The following is an 18,047-nucleotide window of genomic DNA, read 5'->3' as shown; positions in this document are numbered from 1 at the left end:
TATAAAAACGAAGGCGTCAACGGTGTATAACTGTTGACGCCTTTATAATTTCCGTTACCTGATTATCAGGCTCCGGTAGCCACTGGCCGTGCAGGATCTGTGATCCATTCACTCCAGGAGCCTGCATATAGTTTAGGCATTGCATATCCCGCATAATTTGCGAGTAATACATTGAATGCTGCTGTTACACCTGATCCGCAGTAAAAAATGACGTTATCTTTAGCAAAATCAGCCGCGAAATATCCTCTTACTACCTCTTGCCCGGCCACAACACCTTCGGGTGTGATGTTAGCGTTAAATGGTCTGGAAATAGCTTCAGGAATATGTCCTGCAATAGGGTCAATGGTTTCGTTCTGACCGGCATATCTGTCTGCTGTTCTTGAATCGATCACACAGCAGGTGTGCAGGCGGGTTGCTTCGAGCACTGTATTGGCATCGGCAAGGAGATCATCCTCATAATGCGCGGTAAAAGTGGCAGCAACCGGCGTAACTGTTCCTTGTTCCAGCGGAAAACCCTTTTCAGCCCATACTTTTTTACCGCCATCGAGCACGGCCACCTGGTCATGTCCAGCCCATTTAAGCAGCCACCATAGTCTGGCAGCAGCCATAAAACCTGCACCGGCATCATAGGTGATCACCTGTGTTGTTGGCGTAATGCCCCAGGAAGCAATTGTAGCTTCAAAAGCCTTCTTATCCGGCAAAGGATGCCGGCCTGATTTGCCGGGAATAACCGGACTGGAAAGATCTTTATCAAGATCGGCATATAAAGCTCCGGGAATATGTGCTTTTTCGTATTCTTTCCTACCCCACTCCTTGTCATTTAGAGCGAAGCTGCAATCAATGAAAATTACACCGGGTGTATTGATCAGCGCCTGTGCTTCTGCTGTTTTTACAAAGTTTGTATAGCTCATACTGTGTCCTTTATATGATACACGCTTTATTTAGCGTACATCAGTAAACGAATGGTATTAATCTCCAGGTTTTCTTTTTGTAGTCGGCATATTCCTGTCCGAAGTTCGACATAAGTAGCGCTTCTTCTATCTTCATTCTGTATAAGAAAGCCACCAGTACAGGAATGAAACTAATGGCTAATCCTATCCAGCTGTTCAGTACAAATCCATTTCCGAAGAAAGAGATAAGCGACCCGAGATAAGAAGGGTGCCTGGTATATCTGTACAATCCTTTTCTGACAATCTTATGGTCTTCGCGGATAGCCACGTCAACTGTAAAGTACCTTCCTAAAATATATACAGCTGTGAAACGGTATATCATACCTAAAACGATCAACAATAATCCGGCCTGCATTCCGGCAGGCGTGTTGCAGATGGGCAGGTGTATAAAACCTGACACTACATGTGCAACGGGCAGAGCAATCATGATAGTGATCCATATTATCCGCAGTGATTGCTTATCAGCACGGGTTTTATCAGTCTGAGAAGATTTTAACAACCGGCTCAGCAGAATTTCTGACAATATCCAGGCGACAATAACAAAAATGCGGAGATATAGGTACATAGGATCTATTGATTAGATGTTAGATAGTTTTCACTTCGCCGTTTTCAAAGGCAATAATCACAGTTGGCTTAAGATTGATGAATAATCCTGTTTCTACAACGCCGGTCATTGCTTTTAGCTGATGATGCAGTTGTTCGGGATTTTCTATAGATCCAAACAGACAATCGATGATATAGTTACCGTTGTCAGTGATATACGGTTTGTCTTCTCTTGTACGAAGCGTAGGAGATCCCTTTAACGCCTGTACGGATTTGAAGACCAGCTCCCAGCCAAAGGGAATAATTTCTACCGGCAGCGGGAATTTCCCTAATGTTCTGACGTATTTCCTTTCGTCGGCAACGATTACCTTTTTTCTGCTGGCATGTGCAACAATCTTTTCACGTAGCAAAGCACCACCACCACCTTTAATGATCTGCAGATCTTCACTGATTTCGTCTGCACCGTCAATATCAATGTCCAGTTGCTGTACTTCGCTGAAAGAGGTGATAGGAATACCTAATGCTATTGCCTGTTGTTCGGAGGCAACAGAAGTTGCTACAGCACGGATATTTAAACCTTCCTTTACCATCTGGCCAATCTTCTCTATCGCCCAGTATGCGGTTGATCCGGTGCCCAATCCTACCAACATGCCGGACTGTACCAACGATGCAGCTTTTTCACCAGCTGCTTTCTTTGCTTTTGTGATCGTGTCCATGATTATCCTGTTAAATGTTTAGCAATATAAGACTATTGCCCCGATTGTATTATTTTTGGAGGCTACCCCCCGTTAATAATGAATACATATCAAAAAAACGACACGGCTCATCGTGTCAAAGCTATTTTTACAGGCTCTATCGGTAATCTGGTTGAATGGTATGATTGGTATGCCTATGCAGCCTTTGCCCTTTACTTTGCGCCTGTTTTCTTTCCTAAGAGCAATCCTACAGCACAGCTACTGGACACTGCAGCCATTTTTGCCGTCGGTTTCCTAATGCGGCCGATTGGTGGATGGCTGTTTGGAAGTATTGCCGATCGCAAAGGCAGGAAGGTATCCATGACATTATCCGTACTACTTATGTCATTGGGTAGTATGATGATCGCACTGGCACCTACCTATGCTACGGCGGGTATCTTTTCTCCGATAATACTATTGCTGGCAAGACTGCTGCAGGGCCTGAGCGTAGGAGGAGAATATGGCACCTCTGCTACCTATCTGAGTGAGATATCTACCCGGGACAAAAGAGGGTTTTATTCTAGCTTTCAGTATGTGACACTTATCGGTGGACAGTTAACGGCGCTGGGTATTCAACTGCTGTTGCAAAAGGTATTTCTTACAGCTGAGCAGCTGCATGAATGGGGATGGCGTATACCATTTGTCATTGGCGCTGCATTGTCTTTGTTTGCACTGGTAATACGCCAGCATATGCAGGAAACAGTTACTACCGGAAAGGAAGATAAAAAGCGCGGCTCTGTACTTATCCTGCTCAGGGAACATCCCAGAGCGGTACTGACAGTCATTGGACTTACAATGGGTGGTACGCTGGCATTCTATACTTATACAACTTATATGCAGAAGTTCCTGGTTAACACGGTACATCTTACCAAAGAACGGTCTACACTGTTAACCTTTTGCCTGATGCTGATATATGCATGTATGCAGCCCTTATTCGGACTGTTGAGCGATAAAATAGGCCGTAAGCCATTATTGCTGGGTTTTGGTATACTGGGTACTTTGCTGACAGTTCCGATACTCACGGCCATCAGTCATGCCACATCTGAATGGAGCGCATTCTTCCTGATACTCGGCGCACTGATTATTGTGAGTGGTTACACCTCTATTAACGCAGTAGTAAAGGCCGAGTTATTCCCTGCAGAGATCCGCGCATTAGGTGTTGGTTTGCCGTACGCATTAACAGTAGCCTTGTTTGGTGGTACAGCAGAATACATTGCCTTGTATTTTAAGAATGCAGGACATGAATCACTATATTACTGGTACATTACCGGTTGTATTTTTATCTCTCTGATTGTCTATGCGATTGTGAGAGATACAAAACATACTTCCTATATGGATAAAGAACAATCGAGGTAGATAATTATGCCGGTAGATATCAATTTCATATCCCCCGGATATATTGACCGACAAAGTGTTACATCACCTGATATGCATCAAAAACCAGCAATAGGATTGTAATACTTTAATCCCGAACTTAGCAACTAAGTCGCTATTCAAAACTTGAAGAAACAATGCAACAGGAAAATAAGAGTCAGAAAATCAGCAAGACAGCAGCGAAAACGGCTGTAAGAATATTTGTTATTATTCTTTTCATGGGAATTTTGCCGCTGGTAGCCGGAAATGAGCAAGGATGGAATGAGCGTATTGCCAATGCACACCTGGTAATCGCTAATAAATGGACACTGGTATTTCCTGCTATTCTTTTCATTGGTTTCCTATGGCTGGCTATCCTCTGTAAGAAAAATAAATACCAGCAGACAGACGTGAACTGGTTGCTTGTATTAAATTCAGTGATACTTATTACATACCTGGTAATGTTGTATTCCAGGATATACAAAGTATTGCTGGCGTAACATTGTTTGTAGTACAATACTTTTAAATCTTATATCCATTGCTCCTATCAGAAGAACAAGTGCTTACATTAGCACCGGATGAACCGTCCAGAAAAGCCGGTAAGGCACTGGCAGGTGTGTCAAAATGGGTAAGTAAAGGGGCGAGTGAACAAGCCTTATGGGGAGAATGCCAGGGCAGTGGCAGTAAACCATATCAAACCCAGATAGACCTGACCAGTACTGCGTTTAAATGCAGTTGTCCCAGCCGCAAATTTCCATGTAAACATGGTATAGGCCTGATGCTGTTATATGCACGGGAACCGGCAATATTTACGGATAATACGCCGCCATCATGGGTAACCGAATGGCTGGATAAAAGAACTGTCAAAGAAACGAAGAAACAGGAAAAGGAAGATAAGCCTGCAGATGATATTGCGCGCGATAAGAGACAACAGGCCCGTCAGCAGAAAGTAGAAGACGGTATTTACGAACTGCTGTTGTGGATGAAAGACATTGTGCGGAATGGTCTGTTACAGCTACCGGAAAAAGGTAGTTCCTATTGGGAGAATATGGCCCGCCGTATGGTGGATGCACAGGCCCCCGGACTGGCAGGAATGATCAGAGCATTATCAGAGATCAACTTTTACGGAGAGGGATGGCAACATCAGTTCATGGAACAGTTCCTTCGTATCTATCTTGTTATACAAGGGTTTAGTCAGGGAGAAAACCTGTCTCCCCTGCTCCAACAGGAACTACGGTCACTCGTTGGCTTTACGCACAGCCAGGAAGCCCTGCGGCAGGAAGCCGGCCTAAAAGATACCTGGCTGATTCTCAATAAACAGATTACAGAAGAAGACGCCCTTACTACAGAGAAGTACTGGTTATTCGGCCTGCATTCATACCAGCCGGCACTGGTATTACAGTTTTATGCAAGAGGGATGTCGAGGCCACAGCTATTGCTTACACCCGGCATGTCCATTGAAGCAGCACTTGTTTTTTTCCCATCTGTCATTCCACTCAGAGCCCTGATTAAAGAGCCTGTAACTAATAATAAGCTTCAGGATACTTATGGCATGACCGGCTGGCAGGAAGTGGTAACAGCAGAGACTTCACTGGCAGCACAGATGCCCGTACGCAGTGAACGGCCTTATATTGTACAACAGTTGACCCCTGTTCAGCATGATCTGAAGTGGTGGCTGAAAGATAGTAACGATCAGATTATGCCAGTCAAAGACAGCTTCCGTAACATCTGGAAACTGCTGGCACTTAGTGGCGGCCATCCACTGGATATGGCTGTACTGGGAAAGGAACAGGAGTATGAGCCACTTGGCGTCTGGCATAACGGCGTCTATAAACTATTATAAGTACCATGTGGAATAATATTGTGAATACGGCTTTACTGGGCATTGGTAAAAAAACATTGTCACCCGCAGATCTGCCTGCTGACCTGATACCAGTGGCAGAAAGCGTGTTGGGAGACAGATCACTGGATTCAGAGACACAGTTCCTTCACCTGGCAGCAGTTGCCTTGAACTACCGGCAGAGTGGCGTGAATGCTGTGCAGCATGGTGGCGTACCCTTATCGCCTGCACCGCCTGAGGAAAAACCCTTTTGTAATACAGCTGCGATATATGCTTTACAGGATGCACTGGACATGGACCTGCTGCCGTTAGTAACCTACTGGCTGGAGGCATGTTATCATAAAGAGCAGATTGTGGTACCGGAGTATATCCCGGTATTACTGGATACGGCTGTGTCACAGAAACGCATCCGGCACCTGGCGATGGCAGTATGTGGCAAGCGCGGACAATGGTTAAGTGCAATGAACGCTGAATGGCAATTTCCCTTTGCACTTAGCAATGAAGAACGCTGGCAGACAGGCAGTGCGGAAGACCGCCGGCAGGTATTGCTGGAGATCAGGCAGGCGTATCCGGGTATGGCCAGAGAATGGTTAGCCCAGACATGGTCGCAGGAGAATACTTCTGCTAGGACAGAATTTCTCAGAATACTGCGTACAAATGCCGGTGAAGAAGACCTTTCCTGGCTGGAATCTTTACAGGAAAGAAACCAGAAAGTGAAAGATGAGGTATGGACGCTTCTCCGACTAATACCGGAGTCGTTTATTGTACAGGCTTACTGGCAATTGCTGCAACGCAGTGTTTCACGTGGAGCAGGAAAGGCACTGCATATTTCGCTGCAATTACCTCTGGATAAAACAATAGTTGATTCAGGTATCTCTACTATCAGTAACCAGAAGAATGTTAGTGAAGAAGCGCATATCCTGTTTCAATTAATTGGTAATGTTCCTCCCTCTTTATGGGAATCGCATTTTAATGCTGGTAAGGAAGAAGTCATTGAACTATTCAGGCAAGACGACCTAGGTAAGCAATTTATACCAGCATTAATAATAGCGGCGAACAGATTCAAAGCTGTTGCCTGGTTACGATTACTGCTACAGGATACCACTACTTTTTATCCGGAAGGCATGCCGCTGTTAACTGCAGCAGAACAGGAAACATATGCACTTAGCATTTTTAGTAGTTATCCACAGGATGTGATTAATTATCTCAGCAATCGTACAGATGAATGGGGATTAACAATCACCGGAGAAGTATTGAAATGGATGGCCCGTAATCCATATCAGTATACACGGAACTTCTTTGATAAACATGTATTGCAGCTACCGCCAGCTATTGCAGATGAACTGGATAAACTAACTCCGGAAGAACCAGCTTATCAGGCTACATGGAGAAATACGAGTGAGCATATACGTAAACTAGTATCCTGCAAAGTGCAGATTACTAATGCATTTAAATAAAATCAACACAAAAACGATCACCTTTTCAAGCATATAAAAGATGTCAAACGTATTACGTCAACATGCCGAACAACTGTTCCTGGAAGAACTCGAAGAGCTGAAAAAACAGGATAATGATAAGCGTCCGTTTAACTGGGTGCTGTCACCACAATCAGTCGTTACTTATTTATTGGGAGGTACATTAAAGAATGGATTTGAGATACAACCTAAATATATCGGCAACCGTAGACTGATAGAAATAGCTGTTGCTACACTGACTACCGATAGAGCATTACTTTTATACGGTTTGCCAGGTACAGCAAAAAGCTGGGTAAGCGAGCACCTGGCAGCTGCCATCAGCGGAGATTCTACCTTAATAGTACAAGGTACAGCAGGAACGGGCGAAGAAGCGATCCGTTATGGCTGGAACTATGCCCGTTTGCTGGCAGAAGGGCCATCAGAGAAAGCCCTGGTTGAAACGCCTGTAATGCGGGCCATGCAGGCAGGCAAGATAGCGAGAATAGAAGAACTTACCCGTATTGGTGCAGACGTACAGGATACGCTGATTACCATATTGTCTGAAAAGACGTTACCTGTACCTGAACTGAATAGTGCCGTAATGGCCCAGAAAGGCTTCAATATCATTGCCACAGCCAATAACAGGGACAAGGGAGTCAACGATCTTTCCAGCGCCTTAAAACGCCGTTTTAATACTGTTATCTTACCAGTACCTGATTCTATGGAAGAGGAAATAGATATCGTGCGTCGTCGGGTAGAAAGTTATGAGAAGGTAATGGATCTGCCGGCAGAGAAGCCGGCACTGGAAGAGATACGTCGTATTGTGACCATCTTCCGGGAGCTGCGAAGTGGAGTAACAGCAGATGGCAAAACGAAGATAAAGATACCTTCAGGAACATTGAGTACTGCAGAGGCTATTTCGGTAGTGAATAACGGTCTTGCAATGGCCGCTTACTTCGGAGATGGCCAGTTGAAGGCCGCTGATCTTGCGGCAGGCATTATTGGAGCAGTACTTAAAGATCCTGTGCAGGACAAAATTGTATGGCAGGAATACCTGGAAACCGTCGTGAAGACGAGAGAAGAATGGAAAGACATTTACCGCGCATGCCGCGACCTTTAAACATCTCATATGTCAATACATATCCTGGGCATTCGGCATCATGGGCCCGGCTCAGCCAGACATGTGAAGGAATATCTTGAAAAGGTTAAACCTGACATCGTACTGGTAGAGGGGCCGCCCGAAGCAGACAATATATTGGAATGGGTAGGAAAAGAGCAGCTCAGACCACCTGTAGCCATACTGGCTTATCAACCTGATGCCCCACAGAAAGCTGTGTTTTACCCATTTGCTGAATTTTCACCGGAATGGCAGGCAATACTGTATGCACGTAACAATAATATACCTGTACGTTTCATGGACCTGCCCATGGCGCATCAGTTTGAACTGAAAGTACAGCGAACACCCGCAGCAGATCCTGATGCAGCGCCTTCCGTGAATAATAGTATGGCTCCCTATATACCCGGAGCATCTATTGTAAGGCGTAACCCTGTCGCTTATCTGGCAGGAGCAGCAGGTTATGCCGACGAAGAAAAGTGGTGGGAACACATGTTTGAATACAGGCAGGATCCGGTTGATGTGTTCAATGCCGTAGCAGAAGGTATGCAGGCGCTTAGACAGGATCTGCAGCTACCTTATGATCGTGAGGAACAATTGCGTGAAGCACACATGCGCAAGACCATTCGGCAGGCAGAACGAGAGATGTACACTGAGATAGCTGTTATTTGTGGCGCATGGCATACCCCCGCCCTGTTAAACATGGGTAAGGCGAAAGATGACAATGAACTGCTGAAAGGATTACCAAAGGTAAAAGTGGCTACCACCTGGATACCCTGGACATATAACCGTCTCAGCTACAGCAGCGGATATGGAGCAGGTATCAATTCACCGGGATGGTATGAACATAACTGGCGATATCCAACGGATGATGGTACACGTTGGATGTCGAGAGTAGCAAGACTATTCCGTGATCAGCAGAAAGATATCTCAGTTGCACATGTAATGGAGGCAGTACGCTTATCAACTGCGCTAACCTCACTGAGAGGGTTACCAAAAGCAGGACTCGAAGAGCTGAACGAAGCCACGCTAAGTGTACTATGCAACGGAGAAGACATACTGTTACAACTGATCCGGGATGAACTGATTGTCAGCGATAAAATAGGTGAAGTTCCAACAGATATTCCCCGTCCGCCGTTACAGACAGATATTGAAAAACAGCAGAAGAAATTGCGGCTGCCACAGACAGCAGACTATAAAGATTATGTGCTGGATCTGCGTAAGGATACTGATCTTGAACGCAGTATACTGCTGCATCGGCTGGAAATGCTGGATATCAAATGGGGACATCGGTACGGTCCATCCGGTAAGGGTACATTTAAGGAACAATGGCGGTTACAATGGGATCCCGGCTTTTCTATTGATATCATAGAAAAAGGTAACTGGGGTAATACTGTGGAAGAAGCCACCTCTAAATATGTACAACACCAGGCCCGAACAGCTACTTCGCTAAAAGAGGTATGTACATTACTCGAAACTGCTATTCCCGCAGAGCTGCCGGCAGCAGTAGCGGTACTGGTACAACAGGTGAATAACCTGGCAGCAGCCACCGGTGATGTAATGCAGCTAATGACAGTAATACCAGGACTGGTACAAATCAGCCGCTATGGGAACGTCAGAAAAACAGATGCCGCATTAGTAGAAAATATTGTTGCCGGGATGATTACCCGTATATGTATCAGTTTGCCGGCAGCCTGTATAGGTATAGCAGAAGATGCTGCATCCGAGTTGCTGGATCTGATCTACAATATGAACGATGCTATACTCATACTGCAGGATGATGAACTGACTAAGCAATGGCAACAAACGTTATATAACATTGCCCGTAATGATAGTGCCGCAGCAATGCTCTCTGGCTATGCTACCCGTCTGCTTGCAGATCACAGACAGCTATCCGGCAATGAGCTGGTAAGGGCATTCAGCTATGCAATGTCTTCAGCTACTCCACCTCCTATTGCAGCAGCATGGCTGGAAGGCTTCCTCAAAGGTAGCGGTACGCTATTGCTGGTAGACAATGACCTGTGGACAGTAGTATATAACTGGATGCATCAATTGGAAGAGAATATCTTCAAACAATTGCTCCCATTGTTACGCAGAACCTTTTCAGGCTTTACCAAAGCAGAGAGAAGAAAACTGGGAGAGAAAGCGAAAGGCGGTGTGAGTGGCGCTCCAGGAAACCATCACCAGATGATGGAAAATATTGATACAGAAAGAGCATTGAAAGGTATTCCTGTCGTGCTGCAAATGTTGGGCGTTAAATAATATTCTGATGGACGATTTGAATAAATGGCGACTGGTGCTGGGTGGCAATGATGCCGACGGTACCGGCTTTTCACTTGGTGGACAGGAACTACAGATGGATAAGACACTGGAAGCTCTTTATGACAGTGAAAAGAAAGGAGGACTAGGTCCCTCCTCTCCTAATGTCAGCCGTTGGCTTGGAGATATCCGTACATTCTTTCCTGCCTCCGTAGTACAGATCATGCAACGCGATGCTTTGCAGCGCCTGAATATTACACAGATGCTTTTTGAAAAAGAAATGCTGGAAAATGTTGAACCGGATGTGCATCTAGTAGCCACTTTATTAACATTGAAACATGCAATTCCTGATAAAACACGTGATACCGCAAGGCAGGTAGTTAAACGCGTCGTGGATGATCTATTAAAGAAGCTAACGCAACCTACTTTACAGGCTATAACAGGTAGTCTGCACAGAAGTATCAGAAACCGCAGGCCCAGGCATAATGAAATCAACTGGCATGCTACCATTCTGAAAAACCTTCAGCATTATCAGCCTGAATACAAAACTATTATTCCTGAAACACGTATCGGCTACGGCCGTAGGACTACCTCATTAAAAGATGTGGTACTATGTCTTGATCAGAGTGGTTCTATGGGATCGTCGGTAGTGTATTCAGGGATATTTGGTTCTGTAATGGCATCGATACCAGCGATAAAGACCCGCATGATCGTATTTGATACTGCAGTTGCTGATCTTACAGAAGAACTGGATGATCCTGTGGATCTGCTATTTGGCGTACAATTAGGTGGAGGAACAGATATACAGGCGGCGCTGTCTTATTGCCAGCAGATTATTACACGTCCTGCTGATACAGTGCTGGTACTAATCACAGATCTGTTTGAAGGAGGTAATGATGATAAAATGCGTAAGCGTGCAACTGAGCTGACAGCAGCAGGCGTACAGGTGATCGTATTACTCGCATTGAACGATGATGGTGCACCTGCATATGATCATGGCAATGCACAATTTTTGTCCAACTTAGGTATTCCGGTATTTGCCTGTACGCCCGATAAGTTCCCTGATATGATGGCAGCTGCGTTAAGTAAACAGGATATTAACAGCTGGGCAGCCAGAGAAGATTTTGTACTTAAAAAATAATTATTTCACTTTTAACCACTCATCGTCCTGGTAGATGATACCATCTGCCAGGGCGCTTTTGACCGCTTCCTGCAAATCAGTACGCAGATCTTCAGTTACACGTGCAAAACCCAAAGTCTTAGCAATTACTGGAATAGCAGCGACGGTTGTGATAGCTACCGCATCACGTACTACTTTCTCAATTACAACAGTCAGTTCCTCAGGCGCTATATAAGTCATCTTTCGTGAAGCAGAAGGCAAGTTGGCCCTGCTGCGCACAATGGGTTGCTGCATCTCAGCATCCCACAGAAACTCATCTTTCACAACAATTGTATCGTTACCAACAGCATCTGTTATTGCCTGCTTCAATACTTCTCTTATTCTGTTACCTACACGTGATACCTCTGCAGCATCCAACATTCTACGCGTAGCTTCTTCTACATGCACCGGACTCTCTACTTTTACTATCATTTCCAGCCATGATCTTAACTTATCTGCCGGATGCTGATGCAGATCTTTTAATGCAATTTCTTCAGGTAACACAGCCATCTCATATAATGGTATATCCGTTCCTTCTTCATCTTCTTCCCTGATCATAGTATAATCCTGTACAGGTAAAATTTCCTCCTGCATATCTTCCGGTTTTTCCTTTGCGGCTTCTATAGCAGCAATCAGTCTTTTCAATTCCCGCACCGGATGACGGAACCAGTCTGTACTCCATACCGTGTAGATATTCCATCCCATGTTCTCTAATACCTGCTGGCGTAAGCGATCCCTGTCTTTGGCAGATCTTGCAGAATGGTAAGCAGCGCCATCACACATAATTCCTATGATATACTTAGCAGGATGCATAGGATCAGTTACTGCCAGATCAATATAAAAGCCTTTGCTACCTATCTGTTTTTTTACATTATAACCGGCCGCTGTCAGTTGATCTGCTACAAGTGTTTCAAAAGGAATACTCACCGGCAGACCATCAGTATACGCCTGTTGCATAGAACCATGTTGTGCGAAGTAAAGGAAGTTACGCAATGCACGTACGCCCTCGCTACCTGTTTTATTCAAATCAATATCATCTGCTGTAAGATTAGTGAAGACTTCACATCTTTGTTTCGCTCTTGTGATCAATACATTCAGACGTTTCTCGCCACCCTCATTATTTAACGGTCCAAAAGAAAGGCTAACAGTTCCTTCAGGAGTGCGACCATATCCTATACTTATGAAGATCACGTCCCGCTCATCACCCTGTACATTCTCAAGATTTTTAACGAAAAATGGTTCATGCGGATGCGCTTTAAAAAACGCTTCTACATCTGGCATCTTTTTTCTTACGGTTTCAAGTGATTGCTGTATAGCCTGCATCTGAGCAGTACTAAAAGCAACCACACCAAGACTCATATCCGGATGATTACGGGCATGGTTAATAACAGCAGTAGTAATGGCATCCGCTTCCTGTAGATTTGTTCTCGTTTTGCCACGATCGTAAGTCGCGTCTTTCAGATGATGATATACCAGTCCCATTTGATGGGTAGCTCCAGGACTCGGAAAGATTACCAGCTTATTTTCATAGAACTCATGATTGGACATTGTAATCAATGACTCATGACGGCTACGGTAATGCCAACGTAACATTCTTTGCGGCGCACCCTGAGCGTCGCACATACCCAGAATACTGGGCATGTCTGCTGTTACATTCTCATCATCATCAACTTCCTTTAATAATGAATCAAAGAAACTACTGGGAGGTAATTGTTTACTGTCACCAACAACGACTAACTGCTTTCCTCGAAGCAATGCGCCGATTGCATCTACTGGTCTGACCTGACTAGCCTCATCAAATATTACCAAGTCAAATTGTAATGATCCGGGAGGCAGAAAGTTTGCAATAGAAAGAGGGCTCATCATGAAGACAGGCTTGATAGCTTGTATTGCTAATCCAGCAGCCTGCATGAGTTTGCGTATAGGCATATGCCTTGCCTTTTTGTTAAACTCAGTTCGTAATACATTCACCTGGCCACCAGCCTCCAAAGGAGGAATACCCTCATAATGTTTTAATGCAGCCCGCGCTCTGTTATATTGGAGATTGAGTGTATCTAATTTTACGAACTGTTTAACAGCAGCTTCATGGCTTGCACGTTCAAACTTTCTGATTGAAGCATGTGTTAGCAAAGCCTGCTCCCACAGATATTCATACCATGTTTTTTGTAATGCGGCTTTCAAAGCAGTTACTGCGTCAGGCCAGTAGGCAACAGCATCTGTAAGCGTTTGTAAACCTTCTGACTTAGCAGTGTCTTCCAGGTTATTCCACGAGATAGCATGATGTATATCAGGTAGTCCATCTATCCAGGACTGCATCATTACCAATTGCTCTTCATATGCACGATGCAACAGCGGCGTAACATCTTTAAATCTGCGCTGCTCATTTAACGCAAATACACTGACTACTGCATCAATGGCAGTACCTTGCTGCTGAAGATTTCTGATGAGCACATCGTAGTATTTCTTTGCAACATCAACAGGCTCATTTTTTTCGAGGTAATCAAATATGACAACCGAACATGTGCCATAGCTAATCTGTTTATGTACCTCGGTAATATAGTTGGTAATTGTTTCAAGTACTTCCCAATTGGAAAAGCCTTTCTGCCAGCGTTGAGGGAATAATTCCTTTGCCAGTGCTTCCTGTTCCTGAAGCTGTTTCTCAAGTCTTCTTGCCTCAAGTATGGCATCTACACAGGCTAGCTTTCCCGCAAGATCATCTGGTGCGCCGGTCTTACATAAAGCGGCCAGTTGACGGTTAGTTTTGTTATAATCACCTTTCAGGAATTTATACCACTTATCACCATAGGCAAGTAAGTTTTGTCTTATTTCCAGCACCTGCTGATCCCATGCTTCCGGGATCAAGATAGCATCATATGCCTGACGGATCTGACGTAAACGCTTTCCCGTCTGCAACAGTTCTTTAATATCTTCCTGTTGTTGTAACCATGCAGGATGTCTAAGTTGTACACCAGTGATATCAGGACGTACCGATGCCAGCTGCATAAAGAAAGATAGATTCATACTGGCCTTTCTGTTCAATGGCATTGGCAATCCTACATGTCCTGCTATTATTGCACTTTCATGTTGAAGAGATGTTGTAGTATCCAGCGCTTTTTGCAATAAAGGAATCAGTCGTTCCTGTTCTGCAGGAACTAGTATGGTTAGTCCTATACCCCAGAACAATAAAGTGGAGGGAATACCTGTCTCCTTCAGACGATGTTCAATCCTTATTGCCATCGCTTCTGCACGTTGCATTTGTAATGCATTCCATCTGTCGATATCTGCAATAGCGATCCGTGGCAAAGTAATATCCGGAAATTGTTCTTTCAGTTGCAACAGGTAACCCATCAGTTGCTGAGGCGTAATACCACTTTCACCAACCGGTGTGTTAACCGCAATACTATAGTTGTTTAACTCCAGACGATAATCATTCAATAGCGTAACTTCCTGTTGCAATTGTAATATCGCAGGCTTACGTAGTTCAAGTGTTTTCCTTAATTCCTGATGTAATTCCTTTTTATTGGCTTTGTGGCTATGTAACTCGAGGCATGCATCACCTAGTTGTATACTGTCGAGTCTACGCTTAACTACTTCAAGCGCAGCCATTTTCTCTGCAACAAACAGTACTTTCTTCCCCTCACCTATTGCGTTTGCAATGAGGTTGGTAATCGTCTGCGATTTACCTGTACCTGGCGGACCTTGTATTACAAGATTGCGTCCTTCCTGTACAGCAAGCATTGCCAATAATTGGGAGCCATCTGCATCGACTACCTGGTGTAATTCATGTGCATTTGTTTCTGTATCAATGAATGCATCTTCCGCAATATCTGGCGCACCATCTTTAAAGCCATCTCCAAATAAGCTTTGCAATACAGGATGATCTACCGGTTGTTCATCTACAGGCCATCCGTCACTATCAAGATCATGATACAGCATTAATTTACCAAAAGAGAAGAATCCCAGTTCAACAGCATCAGTAATCACTTCCCATCCATCCATACCATGTATAGATTCTGCTACGTCCTGCATGTAATCAATTACAGGCAATTCATCACCTTCCGGCATATCAGGCAGCATAATTCCGTATTCAGCTTTGATCTTGGTCTGCAAACTTAGATTCATCTCGGTATCACTACCCGTATAGCGCAAACGAAATTTTTCTCTTGCACTGGAACGTTCGAGTGAAACAGGTATCAATATCAACGGTGCATAACGCGCTTCCTTTCCATTATCCTTCTCATACCATTTCAACATCCCCAATGTCAGAAAAAGAATGTTTACACCTTGCTCTTCCAGGCTGGTTCTTGCAGCATAATACGTATTCAACAATCTGTCTTGTAAGGCAGTTGCCGTTTCAGTTGTTTGCAAGCGGGTGCTATGTGTGACCTCTTCTGGTTCAGAAACAGCTGTCTCACTTTCTAATAGTTCCTTTTTCTCTTTTACATCTGTTTTAGGCAGAAAAGTCATTGCTTTACCCTGCTTCACCAATACTTCATAAATATTGGTGGTATTCTCTTGTTCAATGTGTACTCCACGACTAACGGGCAAACGGTAATTCAACAAGGGGTTACGTAATCCCAGATCCAGTAATTCCCGGCGGGAGGCTTCCAGCTTAATAAGGATTGATTCCTTCATGTACAGTTCGTTGTAGAAACAAAAAAAACGATAATTTATGTTAAGAACGATTATTGACTATAATTTATTCTAATAATATTACTATTACCTTTATTGACATAACTATTTAACATTTCCGTGTATCAGGCTTTATATTTTCTCTGGGGTACAAACTGGCACATCGCACTGAAAATTATTGGCTATGTGCTGATCTCTTTATCATTCATTGGGGTGGTAGGAACAATTTTGCTGGAAAACCGGAATCCGGTTAAGGCAATGGCATATATCATGTTGCTGGTCTTTGTTCCCATACTGGGATTAGTCGTCTATTATTATCTGGGCAGGGATCTACGAAAGAAGCGACGGTTCACGCTGAAAGGTAGTAAAGATGAAACACTGATGTTACGGTATTTTGAATCGCAACGTCAGGAGATAGAACAGACACAATTACAACTAAGGAAACTAGTTGCCAGTAAGCAGGAGATCTCGGCCATGCTGTTAAATACTAGGCATTCTGTACTGTCCAGTGACAATCGTGTTGAGCTTTTATTAAATGGTGAGGAGAAGTTTCCTGCTGTAATGGAGGCGCTTAAAGCAGCCCGTCATCACATACATATTGAATATTACATTTTCGCTGCTGACGACGTTGGTAATGCTATTGCTGAGATACTAGTTGAGAAGCTAAAGGAAGGAATCGAAGTCAGGTTTATTTATGATGATCTGGGCAGCGATAATATTGGTGATATACCTGATATGCTTGAGGAGAATGGTGCAGAAGTATTTTCATTTTCTCCCGTGCTTATTAACTTCTATCTGAATGCAAATTACCGCAATCACAGAAAGATAATAGTAATAGATGGGGAGGTTGGATTTACTGGTGGTATCAATATGGATGACCGTTATCTTAACAACGCAAAGCATGAAGTTTTTTGGAGAGATACACATCTGAAACTGGAGGGAGATGTGGTGAATATGTTACAGCTGCAGTTTATGATGAGTTACAGGTATTGCAGTAAACAGACATTTACATTTGGTCCACCTTACTTTCACCGTTCGGCGTTACAGGAAAATTGTTTTGTTGACGTTGTTGCGAGCGGTCCTGATTCAGAGTTCCCTATGGCTATGCAGACAATACTGATGGCTATTAATAATGCAAGACGTTCTATCCGCATCAGCAATCCATATTTTATTCCAAATGAACAGATATTAACAGCACTGCAAATGGCTGCACTATCCGGAAAGACGGTGCAGCTTATTTTACCATATAGAGGTGATTCATTCTTTGTACAACACGCTGCGCAATCTTATATCAAATCCATGTTGGATGCAGGTGTGAAAGTATATTTCTATCAGAAAGGTTTTATTCACGCAAAGTCAATTTCTATTGATGATAACCTCGCGATTGTAGGTTCTGTAAACCTTGACTACCGCAGCTTTTATCTGAATAGCGAAATTGCTGTAGTTGTATACGACAAGCCACTGGTAAGCAAACTTAATGCTGCATTTGAGCAAGACTTACAGGATTCAGTTCATATAGACCGTCGTTCCTGGAAGAATCGTTCCGTTTGGCAAAAGTTTATAGATGCAGTGTGCAGATTACTGACTCCACTATTATAATATCGGCGCTGTAAGATTATGACTGATCATTATCTTCATCCAAACTTTCATGCCTGTCTCCGCCAAGACTATAATAGTTGTTCTCTTCATCTTCTTCGCCAATCACTTCATTGTTATCATCAAGCTCTGCGCCCGGTACATCAAGACCTTCATCCAGCGTTGATGAGTCAACAGAAGACTCTTTCGCCAATTCATTATTGATTCTTGCTGATCGTGTTACTTTCTCGATGTCGAGATCTTCCTGTTCACTCCTATATGTGATATCTTCAGTTGCTGGATACACAGGGTAGCCAGGAAACTTCTCATCTTCATTCAATTCTGATTTCTTATCTGTTGGTTGTTCTGCTTTCTTTTTCATAATCTTTCGTTTTAAATTTTTCTGAAAAAGTTATGCCAATCAGATACCAGTT

The 18,047-nt window shown here is 43.8% G+C and carries 13 protein-coding genes; 8 read left to right on the top strand and 5 right to left on the bottom strand.

Annotated elements, in window-relative coordinates; translation table 11 throughout:
• Window positions 1-65 precede the first annotated feature (65 nt).
• From K1Y79_RS17440 to rpiA, 3 genes are read right to left on the bottom strand one after another with little or no spacing between them, the layout of a single operon-like run.
• Window positions 66-911, bottom strand: coding sequence for a sulfurtransferase (locus K1Y79_RS17440; protein ID WP_220251447.1), 846 nt, complete (start codon window positions 909-911; stop codon window positions 66-68).
• Between the two features lie 40 nt (window positions 912-951).
• On the bottom strand, window positions 952-1,515 hold the full coding sequence (locus tag K1Y79_RS17435; protein ID WP_220251446.1) for a methyltransferase family protein: 564 nt from the start codon (window positions 1,513-1,515) through the stop codon (window positions 952-954).
• A gap of 19 nt (window positions 1,516-1,534) precedes the next feature.
• Window positions 1,535-2,209 (bottom strand): ribose-5-phosphate isomerase RpiA, encoded by a 675-nt coding sequence (rpiA, locus tag K1Y79_RS17430; RefSeq protein ID WP_220251445.1) that lies wholly within the window; start codon window positions 2,207-2,209, stop codon window positions 1,535-1,537.
• 78 nt (window positions 2,210-2,287) lie between these two features.
• Between rpiA and K1Y79_RS17425 the strand changes: the two genes are divergently transcribed.
• From K1Y79_RS17425 to K1Y79_RS17395, 7 genes are all read left to right on the top strand, one after another.
• Window positions 2,288-3,583: an MFS transporter gene (locus K1Y79_RS17425; RefSeq protein ID WP_220251444.1), complete on the top strand. Its 1,296-nt coding sequence runs from the start codon at window positions 2,288-2,290 to the stop codon at window positions 3,581-3,583.
• Window positions 3,584-3,738: 155 nt separating this feature from the next.
• Window positions 3,739-4,080: a hypothetical protein gene (locus K1Y79_RS17420; RefSeq protein ID WP_220251443.1), complete on the top strand. Its 342-nt coding sequence runs from the start codon at window positions 3,739-3,741 to the stop codon at window positions 4,078-4,080.
• Window positions 4,081-4,118: 38 nt separating this feature from the next.
• Window positions 4,119-5,423, top strand: a complete 1,305-nt coding sequence (locus K1Y79_RS17415; RefSeq protein WP_220251442.1) for an SWIM zinc finger family protein — start codon at window positions 4,119-4,121, stop codon at window positions 5,421-5,423.
• A gap of 5 nt (window positions 5,424-5,428) precedes the next feature.
• Complete coding sequence (locus K1Y79_RS17410) at window positions 5,429-6,877, top strand: DUF5691 domain-containing protein (RefSeq protein WP_220251441.1); 1,449 nt, start codon at window positions 5,429-5,431, stop codon at window positions 6,875-6,877.
• A gap of 40 nt (window positions 6,878-6,917) precedes the next feature.
• Complete coding sequence (locus K1Y79_RS17405) at window positions 6,918-7,994, top strand: ATP-binding protein (protein ID WP_220251440.1); 1,077 nt, start codon at window positions 6,918-6,920, stop codon at window positions 7,992-7,994.
• 9 nt (window positions 7,995-8,003) lie between these two features.
• Window positions 8,004-10,250: a DUF5682 family protein gene (locus K1Y79_RS17400; RefSeq protein WP_220251439.1), complete on the top strand. Its 2,247-nt coding sequence runs from the start codon at window positions 8,004-8,006 to the stop codon at window positions 10,248-10,250.
• Between the two features lie 7 nt (window positions 10,251-10,257).
• A complete protein-coding gene (locus K1Y79_RS17395) occupies window positions 10,258-11,388 on the top strand; it encodes a vWA domain-containing protein (protein ID WP_220251438.1) in 1,131 nt (376 codons plus the stop codon).
• Here K1Y79_RS17395 and K1Y79_RS17390 read toward each other — a convergent pair whose 3' ends face one another.
• Entirely contained in the window at window positions 11,389-16,041 is a 4,653-nt protein-coding gene (locus K1Y79_RS17390) for a DUF3320 domain-containing protein (protein ID WP_220251437.1), read from the bottom strand.
• Between the two features lie 117 nt (window positions 16,042-16,158).
• Here K1Y79_RS17390 and cls point away from each other — a divergent pair, with 117 nt between their 5' ends.
• Window positions 16,159-17,637, top strand: a complete 1,479-nt coding sequence (gene cls / locus K1Y79_RS17385) for a cardiolipin synthase (RefSeq protein ID WP_220251436.1) — start codon at window positions 16,159-16,161, stop codon at window positions 17,635-17,637.
• Between the two features lie 16 nt (window positions 17,638-17,653).
• Here cls and K1Y79_RS17380 read toward each other — a convergent pair whose 3' ends face one another.
• Entirely contained in the window at window positions 17,654-17,995 is a 342-nt protein-coding gene (locus K1Y79_RS17380) for a hypothetical protein (protein WP_220251435.1), read from the bottom strand.
• Window positions 17,996-18,047: the final 52 nt, after the last annotated feature.

Origin of the sequence: Chitinophaga rhizophila (genome assembly GCF_019492185.1) — a bacterium.
GTDB lineage: Bacteria > Bacteroidota > Bacteroidia > Chitinophagales > Chitinophagaceae > Chitinophaga > Chitinophaga rhizophila.
Note: the sequence above shows the minus strand (reverse complement) of the source record. Positions and strands in the feature narration are given on the sequence as shown.

Coding starts and splice junctions, on each gene's coding strand:
- K1Y79_RS17440 (WP_220251447.1), bottom strand. CDS start 911: ATGAGCTATACAAACTTTGTAAAAACAGCAGAAGCACAGGCGCTGATC.
- K1Y79_RS17435 (WP_220251446.1), bottom strand. CDS start 1,515: ATGTACCTATATCTCCGCATTTTTGTTATTGTCGCCTGGATATTGTCA.
- rpiA (WP_220251445.1), bottom strand. CDS start 2,209: ATGGACACGATCACAAAAGCAAAGAAAGCAGCTGGTGAAAAAGCTGCA.
- K1Y79_RS17425 (WP_220251444.1), top strand. CDS start 2,288: ATGAATACATATCAAAAAAACGACACGGCTCATCGTGTCAAAGCTATT.
- K1Y79_RS17420 (WP_220251443.1), top strand. CDS start 3,739: ATGCAACAGGAAAATAAGAGTCAGAAAATCAGCAAGACAGCAGCGAAA.
- K1Y79_RS17410 (WP_220251441.1), top strand. CDS start 5,429: ATGTGGAATAATATTGTGAATACGGCTTTACTGGGCATTGGTAAAAAA.
- K1Y79_RS17405 (WP_220251440.1), top strand. CDS start 6,918: ATGTCAAACGTATTACGTCAACATGCCGAACAACTGTTCCTGGAAGAA.
- K1Y79_RS17400 (WP_220251439.1), top strand. CDS start 8,004: ATGTCAATACATATCCTGGGCATTCGGCATCATGGGCCCGGCTCAGCC.
- K1Y79_RS17395 (WP_220251438.1), top strand. CDS start 10,258: ATGGACGATTTGAATAAATGGCGACTGGTGCTGGGTGGCAATGATGCC.
- K1Y79_RS17390 (WP_220251437.1), bottom strand. CDS start 16,041: ATGAAGGAATCAATCCTTATTAAGCTGGAAGCCTCCCGCCGGGAATTA.
- K1Y79_RS17380 (WP_220251435.1), bottom strand. CDS start 17,995: ATGAAAAAGAAAGCAGAACAACCAACAGATAAGAAATCAGAATTGAAT.